The sequence below is a fragment of the Sporomusaceae bacterium ACPt genome (assembly GCA_041428575.1).
GTDB classification, from domain to species: Bacteria; Bacillota; Negativicutes; order Sporomusales; family Sporomusaceae; genus Sporomusa_D; species Sporomusa_D carbonis.
The window spans coordinates 2,649,630-2,668,588 of the sequence record CP155570.1; the positions used below are offsets into that span (position 1 = coordinate 2,649,630).

20 protein-coding genes are annotated in these 18,959 nt (G+C 47.5%); 2 read left to right on the forward strand and 18 right to left on the reverse strand.

The window, feature by feature from the left end; genetic code table 11:
- Window positions 1–92: 92 nt before the first annotated feature.
- The 10 genes from SCACP_RS13740 to SCACP_RS13785 form a co-directional block, all read right to left on the reverse strand.
- Window positions 93–554, reverse strand: a complete 462-nt coding sequence (locus SCACP_RS13740) for a hypothetical protein (RefSeq protein ID WP_425058059.1) — start codon at window positions 552–554, stop codon at window positions 93–95.
- A complete protein-coding gene (locus SCACP_RS13745) occupies window positions 551–1,135 on the reverse strand; it encodes a GTP-binding protein (protein WP_425058060.1) in 585 nt (194 codons plus the stop codon). Before SCACP_RS13745 ends, SCACP_RS13740 begins: the two co-directional genes overlap by 4 nt.
- A 15-nt stretch (window positions 1,136–1,150) precedes the next feature.
- On the reverse strand, window positions 1,151–1,858 hold the full coding sequence (locus SCACP_RS13750; RefSeq protein WP_425058061.1) for a DUF1638 domain-containing protein: 708 nt from the start codon (window positions 1,856–1,858) through the stop codon (window positions 1,151–1,153).
- A gap of 16 nt (window positions 1,859–1,874) precedes the next feature.
- The gene (locus SCACP_RS13755; RefSeq protein ID WP_425058062.1) at window positions 1,875–2,534 is read right to left on the reverse strand and encodes a cobalamin B12-binding domain-containing protein; all 660 of its coding nucleotides are present in this window, start codon (window positions 2,532–2,534) and stop codon (window positions 1,875–1,877) included.
- A gap of 4 nt (window positions 2,535–2,538) precedes the next feature.
- Window positions 2,539–3,267, reverse strand: a complete 729-nt coding sequence (locus SCACP_RS13760; RefSeq protein ID WP_425058063.1) for a GntR family transcriptional regulator — start codon at window positions 3,265–3,267, stop codon at window positions 2,539–2,541.
- Window positions 3,264–5,087, reverse strand: coding sequence for an ASKHA domain-containing protein (locus SCACP_RS13765; protein ID WP_425058064.1), 1,824 nt, complete (start codon window positions 5,085–5,087; stop codon window positions 3,264–3,266). Before SCACP_RS13765 ends, SCACP_RS13760 begins: the two co-directional genes overlap by 4 nt.
- Window positions 5,088–5,265: 178 nt before the next feature.
- The gene (locus SCACP_RS13770; RefSeq protein WP_425058065.1) at window positions 5,266–5,895 is read right to left on the reverse strand and encodes a cobalamin B12-binding domain-containing protein; all 630 of its coding nucleotides are present in this window, start codon (window positions 5,893–5,895) and stop codon (window positions 5,266–5,268) included.
- Between the two features lie 82 nt (window positions 5,896–5,977).
- On the reverse strand, window positions 5,978–6,775 hold the full coding sequence (locus SCACP_RS13775; protein ID WP_425058066.1) for a methyltetrahydrofolate cobalamin methyltransferase: 798 nt from the start codon (window positions 6,773–6,775) through the stop codon (window positions 5,978–5,980).
- A gap of 172 nt (window positions 6,776–6,947) precedes the next feature.
- Window positions 6,948–7,505, reverse strand: a complete 558-nt coding sequence (locus SCACP_RS13780) for a DUF2284 domain-containing protein (protein WP_425058067.1) — start codon at window positions 7,503–7,505, stop codon at window positions 6,948–6,950.
- A gap of 116 nt (window positions 7,506–7,621) precedes the next feature.
- Window positions 7,622–9,238: an ASKHA domain-containing protein gene (locus tag SCACP_RS13785; RefSeq protein ID WP_425058068.1), complete on the reverse strand. Its 1,617-nt coding sequence runs from the start codon at window positions 9,236–9,238 to the stop codon at window positions 7,622–7,624.
- 461 nt (window positions 9,239–9,699) lie between these two features.
- Between SCACP_RS13785 and SCACP_RS13790 the strand changes: the two genes are divergently transcribed.
- Complete coding sequence (locus tag SCACP_RS13790; protein WP_425058069.1) at window positions 9,700–10,902, forward strand: class I SAM-dependent methyltransferase; 1,203 nt, start codon at window positions 9,700–9,702, stop codon at window positions 10,900–10,902.
- A 188-nt stretch (window positions 10,903–11,090) separates the two neighbouring features.
- Here SCACP_RS13790 and hisIE read toward each other — a convergent pair whose 3' ends face one another.
- The 8 genes from hisIE to hisG form a co-directional block, all read right to left on the reverse strand.
- Window positions 11,091–11,744 carry a bifunctional phosphoribosyl-AMP cyclohydrolase/phosphoribosyl-ATP diphosphatase HisIE gene (gene hisIE, locus SCACP_RS13795; RefSeq protein ID WP_425058070.1) on the reverse strand — a complete coding sequence of 218 codons (654 nt, stop codon included), beginning with the start codon at window positions 11,742–11,744 and terminating at the stop codon, window positions 11,091–11,093.
- Window positions 11,741–12,499, reverse strand: a complete 759-nt coding sequence (gene hisF / locus SCACP_RS13800) for an imidazole glycerol phosphate synthase subunit HisF (RefSeq protein ID WP_425058071.1) — start codon at window positions 12,497–12,499, stop codon at window positions 11,741–11,743. The genes hisIE and hisF overlap by 4 nt, the downstream gene beginning before the upstream one ends.
- A gap of 1 nt (window position 12,500) precedes the next feature.
- A complete protein-coding gene (gene hisA / locus SCACP_RS13805; protein ID WP_425058072.1) occupies window positions 12,501–13,238 on the reverse strand; it encodes a 1-(5-phosphoribosyl)-5-[(5-phosphoribosylamino)methylideneamino]imidazole-4-carboxamide isomerase in 738 nt (245 codons plus the stop codon).
- A gap of 191 nt (window positions 13,239–13,429) precedes the next feature.
- Entirely contained in the window at window positions 13,430–14,050 is a 621-nt protein-coding gene (hisH, locus tag SCACP_RS13810) for an imidazole glycerol phosphate synthase subunit HisH (RefSeq protein ID WP_425061409.1), read from the reverse strand.
- 150 nt (window positions 14,051–14,200) lie between these two features.
- Entirely contained in the window at window positions 14,201–14,788 is a 588-nt protein-coding gene (hisB, locus tag SCACP_RS13815) for an imidazoleglycerol-phosphate dehydratase HisB (protein ID WP_425058073.1), read from the reverse strand.
- Window positions 14,785–15,828: a histidinol-phosphate transaminase gene (gene hisC, locus SCACP_RS13820; protein WP_425058074.1), complete on the reverse strand. Its 1,044-nt coding sequence runs from the start codon at window positions 15,826–15,828 to the stop codon at window positions 14,785–14,787. The genes hisB and hisC overlap by 4 nt, the downstream gene beginning before the upstream one ends.
- Before the next feature lies 1 nt (window position 15,829).
- A complete protein-coding gene (gene hisD / locus SCACP_RS13825; protein ID WP_425058075.1) occupies window positions 15,830–17,170 on the reverse strand; it encodes a histidinol dehydrogenase in 1,341 nt (446 codons plus the stop codon).
- Window positions 17,167–17,832 carry an ATP phosphoribosyltransferase gene (gene hisG, locus SCACP_RS13830; RefSeq protein WP_425058076.1) on the reverse strand — a complete coding sequence of 222 codons (666 nt, stop codon included), beginning with the start codon at window positions 17,830–17,832 and terminating at the stop codon, window positions 17,167–17,169. The genes hisD and hisG overlap by 4 nt, the downstream gene beginning before the upstream one ends.
- Before the next feature lie 168 nt (window positions 17,833–18,000).
- On the opposite strand from hisG, the gene SCACP_RS13835 reads away from it, so the two are divergent.
- A complete protein-coding gene (locus SCACP_RS13835) occupies window positions 18,001–18,957 on the forward strand; it encodes a D-2-hydroxyacid dehydrogenase (RefSeq protein ID WP_425058077.1) in 957 nt (318 codons plus the stop codon).
- Window positions 18,958–18,959: the final 2 nt, after the last annotated feature.

Sequence of the window (18,959 nt, forward strand, 5' to 3'; positions counted from 1 at the left end):
AACCACAGGGGATAAAGTAAAAAAGAACCACTATTCCTTACTGAAAGTAGTTCTTCTTTTACCCAAAAATACTTCTTAAGAAAATTTTTCCATCACTTTTCGGCAGTAGAGTGCTTCAATTTCAAAGCCTTCATTGTTTTTAAATTTTTCCTGACCTTGGGACGGTTAACGACTGGTTTTATTTCAAGACCTCCACTTAAGAATTCTTGCGACGCCTTGTTCACCACTTCTACTATATCGCTCATACTATGTCCAAACACCAGGACATTGACATTTAATCTAATACTGTCAATTCCCCGGGTATCTGCGCAACTCCACTGGGCTGATGCTTTCACATCAATTCTGTCCAGCCTGGTAAGCGACAAAAACAGAAATTCTTCCTCACTATTTAACTTGGCTAATAATTTAATATGGCCTAAAATAATTCCATTACGAGACAGCGGCCGGCCTATTAAATCCAGAATTTTTTTTAAGATGGCCTCAATTTCCGTTTTGGTCGCCGGCTCATTAAAGACAACTTGATAATACTTGCTGAAAATTGTTGCATCGTTCACCGAATAACCTCCTCCAGCACTGTCTGAGGCAGTTTATCAGCTGCACTAGCCAACATAATCGCCGCACCGGTTATCGTCCGAATATCGTCAATAACCTCATTTTGGTCCGAACCAGCCAAGTCCACCTTATTCACAATAACAAGGTCAGTCTTCTCTACCTGCGATGTTACTAATGGCCCCAAGACCTCCTTCAGTTCCAGCCAACGTCCAATATCGACAACTGTTATCGTCTTAAAGCCAGTGTAATAAGCACAATACTCATTAATAAGCTTGGCGATATTACCGGGAATGGCCAGACCGGTCATCTCAATTACCAGCCAGTCCGGGTTTATCGTTTTATGGATTTCGCCAACGGCACTTATCAGGTCACTGGTAATTTGGCAGCATACACAGCCGCCAAACAGCGGTTTAACTTGTAAACCACTATCTGCCATAAGCTGATCGTCAATACCTGCTTCACCAATTTCATTTTCGATAATAGCCACTGTTTCTTTCCGGGTTTCTGTTATATACTTTGCTACCTGCAAAATAGTTGTTGTTTTACCCGAACCTAAAAATCCGCCGAAAAGTAAAATGCGCATAATATCCCTCTCTTGTTACCTGTCCAATCCGACCAGCAGCTGGTCTGATCCGGACAGGTCGTTGTCACCGTCACAGATGTCGTTCATAGTAATCTCTTGACCAGGTTCAAGAACGAAGAATTCATCATCCCATGGCCCCTGCAGCAGCTTGTGTAACAAGCGCAGCGAACCGGTGGCGACCTCGTGGCGCAGGTTAAGTTTCTCCGCAAAATCTTGTGTCCTCGGCAGCACAGTGTCTACCGGATAGGCACCGGTATCGATAACCATAAACCGCTTATAATTTCCCAGCATGATTTTCATAACCTTTAAAGCCCGTTGTTGCCCGTAACGCGCAATGCAACGCTCATATTCACGCAGCAAGTTATTCTCGTAATCCAGCCATCCCTTGGTTAAGAAATATGTTCCCATTTCCTTGGAGATCTTTTTTCTCGCTTCAGCGGAGCCTAACAATAACGGAATGCAATCATCTATTTTGGGAATAACCAGTTTTGCCTGTCTTGATTTAACACCGAGCATACTATTCCCGCAATACCCAAAGACCAGTAAGACCACATCCACATTCTCAATCCGGTCGAGTTCTTCCTGAATCCTCTTGCGCAGAGATTCCGGATCATTATGCAATCCTGATTCAATATAGTAGACGGGATAATCTATACCCGTCTCTTTAATTGCCAGCCTTAGTTCATCCTGGAGTGTTTGACACGCCAAAATTACCGTACGCAATCCAGCCACCACTTTCCTAGACAGTCTCTGCTTTCACTTCGTTGGTACTAAATAAAATATGTCTGCACAACTCTACAACCTGGGCGCAATCAGTAGACCAATAGTCGGCTCCGGTATACTTACGTACAGTCTCATTGACCAAGCCCCCGATAATTACAATCGTCTGTTGACGCAGCCCCGCTTCCTCCAGTAATTGGACGGTTTTTTTCATAGAATCGTACGATTGGGTGATAAGTCCTGTCAGACAAATAATTCTGCTATCAAATTGTTTCACAGCATCCACAAACGCAGTTGCGGGCACGTCCACTCCCAAATCGCAGACTTCAAAACCGCTGTAACTTAGAATGCCAATGGTAATACTTTTGCCAATATCGTGTATATCTTCTTCTACCGTACCGAAAATAATCGGGGGAAACGGATAACTGACTTTAGCGACCCCGTCTTGCATAACTATGGCGACGACATCCTTAAATATCTCTGAAGCTACAATAAGGTCTGATAAAAAATACTCTCCCTTATTGTACAGTTCCCCGACTTTTTTCGTACCGGTTCTTATTTCCTCAAGCAGTACATACGGGTTAATCCCCATTTTCAGACCTTGTTTAACTAAATTAATTACCATGGCTTCATCAAGCCTGGCCATTGCACCAACAAGCATCTTTTGAAGTTTCAGCACAATCTCACAACCTTCCTGAAAGTGGATAAGAGGTTGCCGTTAGTTGAAACCGGTCTTTATGACAAACCATTATCGAAATCCCCAGCGGTTTGTCATCCCTAGAGTAAATAACTTGTTTTATTACGAGAGCCGGCATACCCTGTTCGGCCTCTAATAATTTGTACTGTTCTTCAGACAAAGTATCTACCGAAATTACCATATCATTGCGGACAGGTACGCTTTCTTGATGTTTGGCTACGAATTCGGGAAAATCAGCATAATCCATTTGATTTTCCAATAGCGGCTTTCCTTTCAGATAAGGCAGATACTTATCTTCAATGGCAACTGGCTGGTCGCCTTTGTAAATAAGTCGCTTCACGGTAATTACCTTGGACTCGGCACACCCTAATTCCCTGGCAAAATCATGGTCACCCCGAATCAGTTTTACCCCTAGAAGCTGATACCGCAATGGCTCGCCACCGGTAGCCTGGCTGGTTTTCAAATCAATTACCAATTGGTTTAATTTAGGGCAGGTGACAAAACTCCCTTTGCCTTTAATTGTTTCAATTAGCCCTGCTTCGGCTAACAGGCTGAGTCCCTGCCTAACAGTCATACGGCTTATTCCATACATCTCACATAACTGTCCCTCGGTAGGAATCAAATCACCATGCTTTAGTTCACCTGATTCAATTTGCTGCTTAATATCTTCAGCCAAGCGATAATACACAGGTATCATACTTTGCCGGTTTTTCATCTGATCACCCCGGGGAATGATAAATTTCCTAAAAACTTGTTTTGAAAACTGGGTTGGGCAGCTAATTCCAAATACTCAACATCATTGGCGATGCGGCTGCACCGCCGTAACTTTTCTGCGGATAACAACGCATGAACGGCTCCCGCACCTGCGGCATTACCTACCGAACGGATATTCTCTCTGCTAAAGTCCGGAAACATACCAATCGTCAATGCACTGTCAATATCAATATAATTGCCAAACGCGCCCGCAAGACAAACATCAAATTGAGAGACTGACCGCGTCTGCTCAAGTAAAAATTGAATACCTGTACAGATAGAGGATTTGACCAGTTGTATTTGCCGTATGTCAGCCTGGGTAACAGAAATGTCTGCGCCGGTGGCGCTGTCTTTGCCTTCAGCCAGGACAAACTCCCACTGATTGCCCGCTTGTTTTAGCCGTTGTCCCAGATTTGGCGGTAGTGCGCTTGCTTTATTGAAGCGTCCGGTTGGGCCAATAATTCCGGCTTTCACCAGTTCGGCAACCGCCATAACCATCCCGGAACCACATATGCCGGCAGGCTTGACATTACCAATAACTTCAATCCGGACATCGTCTGTGATGGTCACATGCGAAATAGCACCGGCCGTAGCGCGCATGCCATCCCGGATGTGCGAGCCTTCAAAGGCGGGACCAGCCGCTGTCGAGCATGCATAAAGTTTATTGCCGTCACTTAAAACCATTTCCCCGTTTGTTCCTAAATCAACCAAAATCATGGGAGTTGACAAAAGGTTCTGATCAATGGCCAACACGGCAGCGGTTGTATCCGAACCGATAAAACTGGCTATATTGGGTAAAATGATTATCTTGCCGCATTTATTAATACCGAGCCCAATGTCTTCCGGACAAAAGGGGGCAACATCTTTAAATACCGGCGCATAAGGCTTACGTACTAAGGCAGCCGGTGAAATTCCCAGAAGTAAATGAGACATGGTGGAATTGCCCGCTATGGTTGCAGCATAGATGTGGTCCGGGGACACTCCGGAAACATTGCACAATTCATTGATAATCCGGTTGAGACATTGCCGGATTACCTGAGACTGGGCTTCCAGTCCGCCGGGCATATCAACGGCGGCCTGAATGCGGGAAATGACATCTGCGCCATAAGCGGCCTGCGGATTAGTTTCCGAACATACGGCAACTATCTTTCGTTCATTAATGTCTACCAGCATCCCCACTACTGTAGTAGTGCCAATATCAAATGCCGCGCCAAATAACGCGTTTACCGTGTTGCCGGCTTCCACTGCAATAATCTCATCATCAAACAGGGTAGCCGTTAAACAATCCGGGCTTGCATCTACCGCAGCGGCAAGCTGGCGCAATACTCCTTTTTCTTTTAAAACGTTACTGTTAGGACAAACTCGCTTAACCATTTCCTGCATAGAATAATGAGTGTTTACAGTAGGATACTCAGGGGTAAGAACAATCTTTCTTAAAATTGATGGACCATCATCAGGTAAGATTTCAGTAATGGATCCTTTGGCGCTTACTTTTGATTGCGGTAACCGAAGCACAACATCCCCTTGGGGATAGACCTGACATGCCAAATACGTATCATTAGTCCCTGGTTTTGGTTTAGCTTCAGCCCTGCCGGCACCCGCAACCTGCCCCTCAAGAACTTGTACCTTGCATTTACCGCAAGTTCCTCTGCCGCCGCAGTTTGCCTCCAAAAAAATGCCGCCATGGATGAGGGCTTGCAACAGAGTCTGATTCCCCGAACACTCAATATATTGTTCCCGGCCTTCGATCATTAGCCTATGAATCCCAATCGTCTCACTCATCCGCACTCCACCTTTTCCCTGTCCGCGGTCAAAGCGTTATATACCGGCTTACTTAATTGTTATCATAAAAAATTTCAGTATTAATATAATTCAATTATATAATAGATGAAATTATAATAACAGGGGCAAAAACAGCTTCACGAAAATCATGAAACTGTTTTGCCCATGTGTTTTTATATTAGTTTATTCCTGCAGCCTTTTTCGATAACTCAACGGCATCATAGGCATTTTTACAATAACCGTCGGCGCCGCAATATTTGGCAACGTTTTCATCGACCGGGCCGCCGCCAACCAATACTGTTGCCGACGGATCAGCCGCTTTGACAGCTGCCACAGTTTCTTTCATTACATCAAAAGCAGTGGTCAACAAGCAGCACAAGCCAACAACCTGCGGTTTATGAGTCTTGACAGCTTCTACGAAAGTCTCAATAGGCACATCCACACCTACATCCACTACTTTAAACCCGTTACAACTTAAGATTGTAGAAACAATATTCTTACCGATATCATGGATATCATCTTTAACTGTTCCTAAAACCATAGTCCCTACCGCTTTTGACCCGCCGTCACCGGTAAGGGCTGAGCCTAAAAGAGCTGCGGCATTTGAAAAAACTTCGGCCGACATAATAAGTTCTGACAAATAATAGTCCCCAGCTTCATAGAGTTTTCCGACCTGTTCCATTCCTTGCTGGAGTTGACCCAGGATTTCCAGAGCCGGCACGCCTTCAGCACACTGCTCTTTAACCCCGGCCAATACTAAATCTTCTTCCAACTCCGCTACCGCTTTGACAAGATCAATCTTCGCCATTCCAATTCCTCCTAAAAATTTATAATATTATTACCTTGGGTAATACTATATCAATATTCTTTACATGGATACGTCCAAAATTTTATTCATAAAGTCCTTTTCTGTGCGCTTTCAGATATTTACTGCAGTATCTGTCTTGTCCCAGCAAGGCCATAGATGCGTACACAATTCCCATCATTGCCTTGTCGGTAGGATTCAAAATATATCCGTCCATGCCCGCAGTCATAGTCTGAACCACGAACAACCGGTTAAGTACCGCCCGGTTGGGAAGTCCATAGGATATGTTGCTCAAACCGCAAGTCAAGTGTACGGCGGGAAACTGCTTTTTAATTAACATAATTGCATCCAACACTGATTTGCCATATTTATCGTTGGTGCTCAGCGGCTTGATGAGCGGATCAAGATATATGTCGTCTTGCGCAATACCTTCTTTTTCCATCGCTTGCACCAAATTGGTCGCAATCCGCAGTCTGTCTTCAGCCGTCTCAGGCATACCGGCATCTTCAATGCATAAAGCAACAATTTTCGCTTTGTACTCTTTAACCAAAGGAATAACGGCATTATACCGCTTCTCTTCAGCGGTAATTGAATTAATCATCGGTTGACCGTTTTTTGCCAGGCTTAGCCCGGCCCGCAGCGCCCCCTCATCAGGACTGTCAATGCATAAAGGTAAATCGGTAACCTCCTGCACTGTTTCAACAAGCCATTTCATGCATTCAATTTCCTGGCCGATCATGGTGCCGCAGTTTACATCCAGGTAATTAGCGCCTGCTGCCGCCTGCTGCTTGGCGACCTCCTGTATGTACTCGGCATTTCTCGCTTCTACCGCTTCCCGAATAGCTTTTCGGCTAGTGTTAATGAGTTCCCCGATTATTAACATCCTAAACCTCCTCATAGCATAGCTACAGCCTCATTTGCTGATGTATATACATCTATATAAATAATACATAGAATCAAGATTGCTTGTCAATAGTTTTTTATCTAATATTCAATTAATTTTGTTTCTTTCAACTTTTATAAAGAGTTTTACACCTCGGCTTTTGCCTGCCTGCTTAATCATCAATGTTAAACAAAATAAGCCCTACATAGGAAACAGTATTTTTCCCATTGTAATACGGAATTCCACAGGTTTTTTCCAGATTAATCACATCAATTCCGTAGGCCTCCACAGAAGCAAAGGCTTCATCCGGAAACCTGCATTTTTCACCGTCCAAATACGCGCATTTCGGGCAAACTTCACAAGCGCCGGCGCTTAAGGGAAGGATATCCTGCAAATTGTATTTGTTTTTAACAGTATCCAAAATCTCCCGGAAGACTTTTTTATGAACTTGCCCTGCGGCCGTCATACCTTTTAAGTCAAAGGAACTGGCTATCTGGTGCACTGTCTGAAACAACAGTCCCTGTTTGTATTGACAAGCCCTGGCTTTTAACTCATCAATAGGTCCGACAGCCGGAGGGCACATCCAATTTGTATTGTACTTCCTGCACGTATTTTGCTCACAGGCTTTTCTAAAATCTTCAACAAATTTGATTTTAGATACCTCGGCAATGGCAGCATGATCTGCCTTTAAGGCCAGCGCATCCTGTATTAATCCGTCATAATCAACCATCCGTTATTCCCCTCTCCTAGAAAATTAAGTTATTTTATCCGATGACCAAGCCGCTCTAAGACTCCCACCTTCTATAAGCGGGAGTTAAGAGCGGCTAAGTCCCTCGATAAGTTCGACTAAACTTCAGATGGGGTAAAAACCCCGCCTGAAGCTAAGTCTCTCTTTACCACTGGAAAAGATAAATTTGCTAAAAACTTATTTTGGAAATTAGGTTGAGCTGCCAGTTCCACATAGTCAACTTTGTCGGCAATGCAATTACACCGCTGTAATTTATCCGCAAATAGCAGGGCCTTGATCGCACCCGTGCCGGCGGCATTGCCTACCGGGCGTATCGAATCCCGCTTAAAACCAGGAAGCATGCCGATGATAATAGCACTGTCAACATCGAAATCATTTCCAAACGCGCCGGCGAGACAAACCTGCAATTCTTTTTGGATAGGCGTCCGGTCCAGTAAAAATTGAATCCCTGTGCAAATTGATGACTTTACCAGTTGAATTTGCCGAATGTCAGCCTGAGTAACAGAAATATCTGCACCGGTGGCGCTGTCTTTGGCTTCGACTAAGACAAATTCCCACTGGTTGTCCTTCCTCTTTAATCTCCGTTCCAAATTCGGGGGTAACATTTGCGCAGTTGACCGATTAATGCGCCCGGCGGGTCCTACTATTCCGGCTTTGATAAGTTCGGCAATCGCCTTTACTATACCTGATCCGCATATACCGGTAGGCTTAGTGTCCCCAATTACCTCGACCTGAACATCGTCAGTAATGGTAACACCGGTAATAGCGCCGGCAGCGGCCCGCATACCGTCCCGTATATGCGCGCCTTCAAAAGCAGGGCCGGCCGCGGTGGAGCACGCATAAAGTTTATCACCATCGGTTAAAACCATTTCACAGTTTGTCCCTAAATCCACTAAAAGCATGGGCACAGTCGAAACATCCTGATCAACAGCCAGAACGGCTGCTGTCGTATCAGAACCAATAAAACTTGCGATATTAGGCAACACCACTACCTTTCCGGCAGGGTTAACGGCTAACTCAACTTCTGCAGGACATAACGGCGCCATGTGTTTAAATAGGGCTGTGTAGGGTTTACGTACTAAAGTTGACGGCGAAATTTCTAAAAATAAGTGGACCATGGTGGCATTACCCGCGACAGTCGTGGCATAAATATAGTTTGGGGATATTCCGGCTGCAGCACAAAGTTCCTCAAGGATCCGGTTCAGGCACTGGCGAATGAGTTGGGACAGGCCCTCCAATCCTCCGAGTAGTTCGTGGGTGGCTTGAATCCGGGAAATGACATCTGCGCCAAGCGATACTTGCGGGTTAGTTTTCGAGCAAACCGCAATCACTTTTTTGGTGTTTATATCAACCAGCATTCCTACCACAGTAGTAGTGCCTATGTCAAAGGCCACCCCAAACAACTCATTAGCTGTATTGCCTGCCTCTACTGCTATAACCTGATTACCAAACAGAGTAATCGTCATAACCTCAGGCTTTATCTCCATCAGTTCACTGAGTCGCCGCAAGGTCTTAGGGTCATTCAAGATTTCGGAGCTGGAGGCAATGGATGCCGCCATGCCTTGTGCACTTAGGGCCTGCCAGATCATTTCCTGCAGAGAATAATGATTGTCTACTGTAGGATACTCAGGAACAAGAACAGCTTTTCTCAACAGAGAAAGTCCTTCATCAACGAACGGCTCAAACAAATTATACATTTGATCCGGCTCATTCATACTTTTGCACCTCTTTTATAAGCAGCATTACGTGACACATACGGTAGTAATCCAAAAGATCGATGTTAATTGTATATACATCTATATATAGAGTACAGAAACCTGGCAATTCTGTCAATATTTTTTCACTATTCATACAAGTTCCTTTTTGTACATAGTCGGCAATAAACGAAAAATAGAAATTTGGCGGTTTCCTGAAAAAAATAGCTGCCCGCGCACGGGACAGCTGTATTTATATAGTATCCAATAAAGATTTACAGGCGTGTTGTTAGTATAAGCGTAAGTCAAGCGCCGGCGGTGGAGCGTTACTAACAACACGCCTAGAAAAAAATCTTTATTGGATTTCATATAGGATAAATACCTGTATCTTTGTTGATTATTAAACAAATATAACACTTGACAAAATTTCCCTTAAGGAGGAATATAAAGTAAATAATTAATAATTTTAGGTGGTGATACGTATGAAAGTTGGTGGAATGCCACTTTTGCAAAAGCAAATTCTCAAGGGCCTGTTGGGAAAAATTCAACATGGCGGCCTCAGAGTACGGTATTGGGATGGTGAAGAAGCAGACTACGGCGACACAGCACCCACAGTAAAGCTGATTTTCAACCGGTGCCCCTCGTCAATGTTCAATCTCGACGATCCGACAATGGCCTTAGGTGAAGCGTATATGGACGGAGTCATAGATTATGAAGGCCGCCTGGAAGACATACTGTTGCTTCTATCTGACAATCATTCATTTTTCTCTAAGGGAAATGCAGTTACCAAAGCGTTAAAAGCAATCAGCGGTACGAGCGATAAAGCCCAGGACAAACACAACATTCAGCATCACTATGACCTTGGCAATGATTTTTTCGCTTTATGGCTTGATGAAACCATGAGTTATTCCTGCGCTTACTTCAAACATCCTGAAGACTCCTTGCAGCAAGCCCAGCTGCAAAAAATAGACCACACGTTAAAAAAACTCAACCTTCAGCCTGGCGAAACCCTGTTGGATATCGGCAGCGGCTGGGGCTGGCTGATTATAAAAGCCGCACAGACTTATAATGTGAAAGCAACGGGAATCACGTTAAGTGAAGAGCAATACCGGAAGACGCAAGAACGCATCGCTGAGCTTGGTCTGGCCGGTCAAGTCACCGTGAAGCTTATGAGCTACCTTGATCTGGATGAAACGAAATACCAATTCGATAAAATTGTCAGCGTCGGCATGTTCGAGCATGTTGGCAAAGGGAATATTCCCAAATATTTAGCTAAAGTGAGTCAGCTATTACTCTCTGGCGGCTTATTTCTGCTCCACACCATCACAGATATTGATGAAGAAAAAGAGAACACCTGGATGAAAACTTATATATTCCCCGGCGGTTATATACCGACTCTCGGTGAAATCTTCCAGCAAACTCCTGATTATGATTTTCATCTGCTCCATGCTGAAAGTCTGCGTATGCATTATGCCATGACCCTGGACCGATGGTATGTAAATTTTGCTAAACACACGGACGCTGTCCGCGAAAAATTTGGTGAACGGTTTGTCCGTATGTGGGAGCTTTATCTAAAAGGATGCGCCGCCGCTTTCCGGGCAACGGGACTGGATATTCACCAATTTCTCTTTTCCAAAGGATTAAATAATGAGCTCCCGCTGACCTATGCCGGCTTCTATGCATAAGGTTATCTCATGAATATAACATTTCATTTCATGATGTGACATAAAGATATCAGAAATAAACTGGCAATAGCAATAAAAATGCCCCCTAAAGCAGTTATAGCGAATAGGCGGTCAAGTAAAACCTGTCAAAAATGGCCACAAAAAAACGCTACATTCCTGACAACCCGGAGGATGCAGCGTTTTTTATTTTACTTGCGGCGTTTTTTCAGTTCGCCCAGCAATTCACTTGGCGTTATATCATGATTGGCCAACAGCACCAGGCAGTGATACCAAAGATCGGCCATTTCATATAAAATCTCGTCCTTGCTGTTGTTCTTGGATGCAATAATGGTTTCAGCCGCTTCTTCGCCAACTTTTTTGAGAATCTTGTCCTGACCTTTTTCAAATAGATAGCTGGTGTATGAGCCTTCTTTGGGGTTGTGTTTACGATCGTTGATGACATGATAAAGTTCGTGCAGAATTCCTGACAACGGCCGCGCATAGACCTTATCCGGATCAACCAGTTTTTCGGCCTGCCCGGCATCGGCATCCAGCCTGCGGCTAAAGCAGGAAAAAGTCCCTTCATGGCAGGCGGCGCCGGTCTGGTTGACCTTAACTAAAACAGCATCGGCATCACAGTCATAATATATTTCCTTAACAGCTTGCACATGGCCGGAAGTTTCCCCTTTTTGCCACAGCGCCCGGCGGCTCCGGCTGTAAAACCAGGTTACTCCTGTTTCCAGCGTTTTCGCCAGCGCTTCAGCATTCATATAGGCCAGCATGAGTACTGTACCTGAGGCCTCATCTTGAACGATAGCCGGTACTAAGCCGCTGGCGTCATATTTTATATTAGCTAAACTCATAATCTCACCTCTACCCCGCGGGCTTTAAGATATTCTTTGACCTGGCCGACGGTAAACCGGCCGTAGTGAAACACTGACGCGGCCAGCACGGCATCGGCTTTACCGGCCGTCAGCACCTCATAGAAATGCTCCAGCTCACCGGCTCCGCCGGAAGCAATGACCGGGACATCAACAGCCTCCGATACTGCCCTGGTAAGCGGAATATCGTACCCGTCCTTGGTGCCGTCCTTATCCATGCTGGTGAGAAGGATTTCCCCGGCGCCGAGGTCTGTGCCGCGTTTGACCCACTCTAAAACATCAATTCCTGTCGGTGTGCGGCCGCCGTTTATATATACTTCCCATTTATCGGTTCCGGTTTGCCGGGCATCTACGGCCAGGACAATACACTGACGGCCAAACCGTTTGGCGCCTTCGGCCAATAGCTCAGGATTTTTGATTGCCGCCGTATTCAACGACACTTTATCGGCGCCGGCTTTAAGCATGGTCCGGATATCGTCAACAGTACGGATGCCGCCCCCCACGGTAAAGGGTATGAACACTTCAGCGGCCGTACGTTCCACTACGTCCACCATGGTCTTCCGTTCGTCCGACGAAGCGGTAATATCCAAGAAAACCAGTTCGTCAGCAAGCTTGACGTCGTAAACCTTGGCTAGTTCGACCGGGTCGCCGGCATCGCGCAAGCCAACAAAATTAGTGCCTTTTACCACCCGCCCGTCTTTAACATCCAGGCAGGGAATGATTCGCTTGGTATACATTTTAAGCTGCCCCCTCCCCGGCCAGGCGAATGGCCGCTGCTAAATCGACCGCGCCGGTATAAATGGCTTTACCGACAATTACTCCTTCAATACCGCCCTCTTTATTGGCCGTTCTCAACGCGGTAATATCCTCAAGACTCTTGACGCCGCCTGAGGCAATAACCGGAATACCGGCTGCCTTGGCCAGCGCGGCGGTCGCGGCGACATTAACACCCTGGAGCGTGCCATCCCGCGAAATATCGGTGTAAATAATACGGGCCACCCCGGCAGCCGCCATTTTCCTGGCCAATTCCTCAGCGCCAACACCGCCGGCGACCTCCCAGCCGTCAACTGCCGCCTGCCCGTCCCGGGCATCAATCCCCACAACTATGCGGTCACCAAACCGGCGGCAGGCGTCGCGCACCAATTCGGGATTGCGCACGGCAACCGAACCCAAGATTACCCGGCTTACACCGCTGTCAAGCACTTGTGCAATACTGTCAAGTGTCCGGATACCGCCGCCCAATTGCACCGGAACGGTCACCGTCCTGACAATAGTCCTGACTACTTCCAGATTGACCGGTTTACCGGCCAGCGCGCCGTCCAAATCGACGACATGCAGGTACTGAGCACCGGCAGTGGCCCACTTAAGCGCCATATCGGCAGGGTTGTCGGCAAACACTGTTTCCTTATCAAAGCGGCCTTCGGTCAGGCGCACACACCGCCCGCCCCGAATGTCAATCGCCGGAAAGATGATCATGATTGTCCTCAACTCCTTAAAAAGAAGGAGATTGCCACGTCGCTATCACTCCTACCCTGAAAAACACCGGGGTAGGAGATTGCCACGCTACGCTCGCAATGACCGGAAAGAATACTGTTCCTCTACCGTCATTGCGAGGAGGTACGACGAAACAATCTCTTCTTTGCTACTTCTATTTCATCCGTTTATCTTTAAATCCTCAAAAAGTTAGCCAAGATTGCCAAGCCGGCCGCACTGGATTTTTCCGGATGGAACTGCACTGCCTGCACATTGCCGCAGCCGACAGCTGCCGTCACTGCGCCGCCGTATTCAGTTACTGCCGTAACAAGCAAGTCATTATCAGGCACGGCATGATAGCTGTGGACAAAATATACATAAGGCGCCGGCGGCAGTCCGGCAAATAGCGGACTGGCAGTCCGCAGTTCAAGGTTATTCCAGCCCATATGGGGAATTTTTAAGCCGGGAGCAGTGATTTTACGGACCATACCGGGTAAAATGCCCAGTCCCGGTACACCGGGATCTTCTTCGCTGCCGTCAAACAACAGTTGCAAACCAAGGCAAATACCCAGAAACGGGGTGCCCCGCCCGGCAACTTGTTTAATAACCCCGACCAGCCCGTACCTGTTGAGGTTGGCCATACAGTCGCCAAACGCCCCCACTCCCGGCAACACTACTTTGGCGGCCGCACCAATGACGGCAGGGTCGCCGGTAACAACAATATCATATTTCAGGTTTTCTTCGGCATTTAGTTTGGCAAAAGCTTTTTCAACACTGTGAAGATTGCCCATGCCATAATCAATAATTGCCAAGATTTCAAGCGCCATAGCTGAGCCTCCTATTCTAACCAGTAAGGGAGAGTGAGATTGCACGCTATCGCTCGCAATGACTAGAGTAAGGGGACCCTTTTTCCCTGGTCATTGCGAACGTAGCAAAGCGGAGTGTGGCAATCTCACTCTTCTTTGTCATATCACGCCCTTGGTGGACATTACGCCCTTGATCCGCTCATCCTGGCGCACAGCTTCGGCAAGCGCCCGGCCCAATGCCTTAAAAACAGCTTCAATAATATGGTGGGTATTCTTGCCTGACAGCAGCCGCACATGCAGCGTAAGGCCGGCGTGGACGCTGAGCGCCCGCAAAAACTCTTCGGTAAGCTCGCTGTCAAACCGGCCTACCTGTTCTCCGGGCAGCGCGGCGTCAAACACCAGATACGGCCGCCCGCTGATATCCAGCGCTACCATGGCCAGGGCCTCATCCATCGGAACAAAGGCCGTTCCATAACGTTTTATCCCGTTCTTATCACCCAGCGCCTTGGCCAATGCCTGACCCAATACAATGCCGGTATCTTCCACCGTATGATGACCGTCGACATACAGGTCGCCTTTGGCTTCAACTGTCAGGTCGAATAAGCCATGCTTGCCAAACAAAATAAGCATATGGTCAAAAAATCCGATGCCTGTGTCAATCTTGGCCTGACCGCCGCCATCCAGATTGAGCAACACTTTTATCGCTGTCTCCCCGGTAACGCGTTCAATACTGGCAGTCCGGTTCACGCTGTAACCACCTCCATGACCAGTGCGTTTTCTTCAGGTGTACCTACTGTGATGCGAATACAATTTGTAAGTCCGGGCGCGGCACTAAAGTCCCGCACGCCAACGCCGCGGGCGCGGAGACGGGCTACCAATGCGGCTGCGCTACTTGTTCTGACCAGCAGGAAGTTGCTTTGGGACGGAAAAACTTCCATACCGGGAACAGCGTTAAGCGCAGCAGCAAGTTTTTCCCGCTCCCGGACAATTTCCGCAATACCGGCGGCAAACTCCCGGCGCAGCTGGTAAACGGTTTCTGCCGTTACCAGCGTCAAAGCGTTTACATTGTAAGGCAACAGCACTTTGCCAATTGTTTTGATGATGTCCTCGTGAGCCAGAAGATAACCTACCCGGGCAGCCGCCAGGCCATACGCCTTGGAGAAAGTACGGGCAATAACAACATGCGGGTATTTGTTTAACAAATTAACCGAAGATTGCCCGTAGAACTCATGGTAGGCCTCGTCAACAACTACCAAACACCGGGCATTAGCGGCAATATATTCGATTTGTTCGGACGGTATAACCGTGCCGGTAGGATTATTCGGGTTGCAGAGGAGGATTACGTTAGCCTCTGCCTGCTTAGCGGCAGCCAATAACTTGTCGGCGTCAAGTGTATAATCACTGTTTAGTTCAACAGGTACCGGGCGGCTGTCAGCCAGTTTGGCATAAATTCCGTACATGGAAAACGACGGCGTGGGATAGACAATGCTCCGGCCGGCACCGCCATAAGCATAGCAAAGCGCAAACAAACCTTCACTGGAGCCGCTGCCAATAATTACATTGGCGGCTGTTACGTTAAAACCGGCGGCTATCGTCTCTTTAAGCGACTGGGCGCTAATTTCAGGATAGCGGTTAAACGGCAAAGCAGACAGTTTTTCAATCACCCTGGCTTTAACGGCCGGCGGCAGGTCGGTTGGCCGTTCATTGGCGTCAAGTCTGACAGACCAATTGATTTCTTCAATCGAATATGGTTTCAGAGTTTCCAGACCGGCACGCGGTACGAACATACTAATTCCCCCTAATCCTGACAGCATTCGCATGGGCGTCAAGTCCTTCGGCTTCAGCCAGTCTGATAATTTGGCTGCTGACAGCAGACAATGCATCTCGGGTATAGGCGATGATGCTGGTCTTTTTCATAAAAGTCTCGACATTGAGCACTGAATAAAACCGGGCGGTGCCACCGGTAGGCAGTACATGATTGGGACCGGCCAGATAGTCGCCAAGCGGCTCGGGCGAATAGGGCCCCATAAACACCGCGCCGGCATGACGAACATAGGGCAACAGTTTGAAAGGTTCAGCCGTTAACAGCTCCAGATGCTCGGGCGCCGAAAGGTTGGCCAGTTCAACTGCCTCAAAAATATCTTTGGTAATAATAATTAAGCCGTTATCCTCAATGGCTTGGGCAGCAATATCTTTTCGCTGCAGGGCCGCCAGCTGAGTTTCAACTTCTTTGGCAACTTTTCCGGCCAATTCCGGACTGTCGGTAATCAGAATGCTTGATGCCAGAACATCGTGTTCAGCCTGGCTGAGCATATCAGCCGCCACACAGCGGGGATCAGCCGTGCTGTCGGCCACTATGAGTATTTCACTGGGGCCGGCCAGCATATCGATGTCGGCATGGCCGTATACCGCTTTCTTAGCCAAGGTAACAAAAATATTACCCGGGCCGGTTATCTTGTCCACCTTGGGAATGGTGGCCGTCCCGAACGCCAGCGCAGCCACTGCCTGGGCACCGCCCACTTTGAATATCCGGGTCACCCCGGCCAGCTTGGCTGCTGCCAAAACACTGGGGTTAACCCGTCCTTGCCGGTCAGGCGGCACAACCATGACAATCTCTTGTACACCGGCAACAGCCGCCGGTACGGCATTCATAATTACCGAAGACGGGTAGGCGGCAGTGCCGCCAGGCACATAAATACCCACCCGGTCAAGCGGGGTGCACTTTTGCCCTAAAATGGCCCCGTGCTCCCGCTCGGTCAACCACGACTTGGGCAGTTGCTCGGTATGAAACCTTTTAACATTGGCAACTGCTGTCTCAAGCGCTGCCAGCACCTCGCCGTTTACCTCAGCCAGCGCCGACTCGATCTCTGCCGGGGTTACTGCCAGAGTCTCGGCTGTAAGATCAGCACCGTCAATCGCCTTGGTATACCTTAGCACAGCTTGATCTCCCGTGCGACGGACGTCGCCGACAATACGTTCCACCACCTGCTGAGCCGAAAGTTCTTCGCCGAAAAGTTCCTTTACTTTGGCGCGGGCGCCGGCGCCTAAAGCAACCCGGTCAAACGGCGCTTTTTCCAGAACCTCGGCAATTTCTTCCTTGCTCAAATAGTTGCTGTAAATCTTTTTCATGCTTTGCCCTCACTTTCCAGCAGCGCTTTTAACCCTTCAACCATTTTATTAATGCGCTCAAATTTCATCTTAAAACTTACCCGGTTGGCGATAAACCTGGCAGTTGCCGGGTGAATCTGCGCCACCTCAACCAGATTGTTCTCCCGGAGCGTACGGCCGGTTTCAACCAAGTCAACAATAATCTCGGCCAGGCCAACCATCGGCGCCAGTTCAATCGAGCCGTTAAGCTTAATAATCTCCATCTGAATCCCGATACTGTGAAAAAAGCTCTCTGCTACCCGCGGATATTTGGTGGCTACCCGCATATGGGCATAGTCGCTCAGCTTTTCCTGCCGCAAAGCTTGCGGCACAGCCACCATCATCCGGCAAAAACCAAATTTAAGGTCCAGCAATTCGTATACATCCTTGTTTTCTTCCAGAAGCACATCCTTGCCAATAATACCGACATCGGCCGCGCCGTATTCGACATAGGTGGGCAGATCGGCGGTTTTAGTAATGATAAACCGGATTTTCTCGGATTCGTTGGCAATTACCAGCTTGCGCGAGTTTTCGCTAAGTCCTTCGGCCGTATAGCCAATCCTGGCCAGCATATTAGCTGACAGATCAAACAGTTTACCTTTCGGCAAAGCTACTGTTAGGTAATCCATATCATTTGAGGTCATAAAATGCCTCCTATTTTTCTTTAGTTTATTAAAGCGTTAATATAGTAATATATTAACACCGTGTTTAAATATCGTCAATACTCTAATTGTGTTTTCCGGCAGAGTAGGAAAAACAAGCGAATATGTAGAAGTAATTGACAGGATAATAACGTTAATAAGGAGGTTCCCATGGCAATGCTTAATATTGTTGTGTTAAACCAGCTTGCTGATCGCCATAAACAGGCTATTGCCGCCGCCGCACCTGATGTTAATATAATTGTCTGCGAGGAAAAAGATGCCCTGCAACATATGCCTGACTGCCACATTCTTGTTACCTGGGGAAGTACGGAAATCCGGCAACTCTATCTCGCTGCGCCCAATTTAGAATGGGTCCACGCGTTAAGTGCCGGTGTCGAAAAGCTTGTTTTTCCCGAAATTCAGGCGGCAGACACCATACTGACTAATTCCAAAGGCATTCACGGCATCCCGATTACTGAGCATGTATTGGCCATGATGCTGGCCTTTAGCCGCGGTCTTAACCTGACCATCCGCCAGCAGTTGGCCAAAAACTGGAAGCGCGTGCCCGCCGCCGAACTGTATGAGCATACCATTGCCATTGTCGGGTTGGGGGCAATCGGCCGGGAAATTGCCAAAAAAGCCAAAGCCTTAGGCATGACGGTATTAGCCAGTAAACAGGAGATGACTACCGAGCTTTTTGTCGATAAGCTGTACCTGTCTGACAATGACAGCCTGCTGGAAATGCTGGCTCAGGCTGATTTTGTTGTTGTCTGCCTGCCGCTCACCGCCAGCACAAAAAATCTGATTTCCCTGCCGCATTTTGCCGCCATGAAACGCTCGGCTTATTTCATCAATATTTCCCGGGGCGCCATTATTAATGAAGCCGATTTAATTACCGCCCTGGAGCAAAAACTCATTCAAGGCGCAGGGCTTGATGTGTTTGTTGCCGAACCCTTGCCTGAGACCAGTCCGCTCTGGGACATGCCCAATGTCATCATCACACCCCACATGGCGGCGCTGTCACCCGTATATCTTGACCGGGCCATTAAACTGTTCAGCGATAATCTTACCCGTTTTGTTCAAGGGCGGGAGATGATTAACCTTATCGACAAAATAAAGGGCTATTAAAC

Bases quoted from the DNA above. Each gene is read 5' to 3' on its own strand.
- SCACP_RS13745 (WP_425058060.1), bottom strand. From the start codon at position 1,135: ATGCGCATTTTACTTTTCGGCGGATTTTTAGGTTCGGGTAAAACAACA.
- SCACP_RS13760 (WP_425058063.1), bottom strand. From the start codon at position 3,267: ATGAAAAACCGGCAAAGTATGATACCTGTGTATTATCGCTTGGCTGAA.
- SCACP_RS13765 (WP_425058064.1), bottom strand. From the start codon at position 5,087: ATGAGTGAGACGATTGGGATTCATAGGCTAATGATCGAAGGCCGGGAA.
- SCACP_RS13770 (WP_425058065.1), bottom strand. From the start codon at position 5,895: ATGGCGAAGATTGATCTTGTCAAAGCGGTAGCGGAGTTGGAAGAAGAT.
- SCACP_RS13775 (WP_425058066.1), bottom strand. From the start codon at position 6,775: ATGTTAATAATCGGGGAACTCATTAACACTAGCCGAAAAGCTATTCGG.
- SCACP_RS13780 (WP_425058067.1), bottom strand. From the start codon at position 7,505: ATGGTTGATTATGACGGATTAATACAGGATGCGCTGGCCTTAAAGGCA.
- SCACP_RS13785 (WP_425058068.1), bottom strand. From the start codon at position 9,238: ATGAATGAGCCGGATCAAATGTATAATTTGTTTGAGCCGTTCGTTGAT.
- SCACP_RS13790 (WP_425058069.1), top strand. From the start codon at position 9,700: ATGAAAGTTGGTGGAATGCCACTTTTGCAAAAGCAAATTCTCAAGGGC.
- hisIE (WP_425058070.1), bottom strand. From the start codon at position 11,744: ATGAGTTTAGCTAATATAAAATATGACGCCAGCGGCTTAGTACCGGCT.
- hisF (WP_425058071.1), bottom strand. From the start codon at position 12,499: ATGTATACCAAGCGAATCATTCCCTGCCTGGATGTTAAAGACGGGCGG.
- hisA (WP_425058072.1), bottom strand. From the start codon at position 13,238: ATGATCATCTTTCCGGCGATTGACATTCGGGGCGGGCGGTGTGTGCGC.
- hisC (WP_425058074.1), bottom strand. From the start codon at position 15,828: ATGTTCGTACCGCGTGCCGGTCTGGAAACTCTGAAACCATATTCGATT.
- hisD (WP_425058075.1), bottom strand. From the start codon at position 17,170: ATGAAAAAGATTTACAGCAACTATTTGAGCAAGGAAGAAATTGCCGAG.
- hisG (WP_425058076.1), bottom strand. From the start codon at position 17,832: ATGACCTCAAATGATATGGATTACCTAACAGTAGCTTTGCCGAAAGGT.
- SCACP_RS13835 (WP_425058077.1), top strand. From the start codon at position 18,001: ATGGCAATGCTTAATATTGTTGTGTTAAACCAGCTTGCTGATCGCCAT.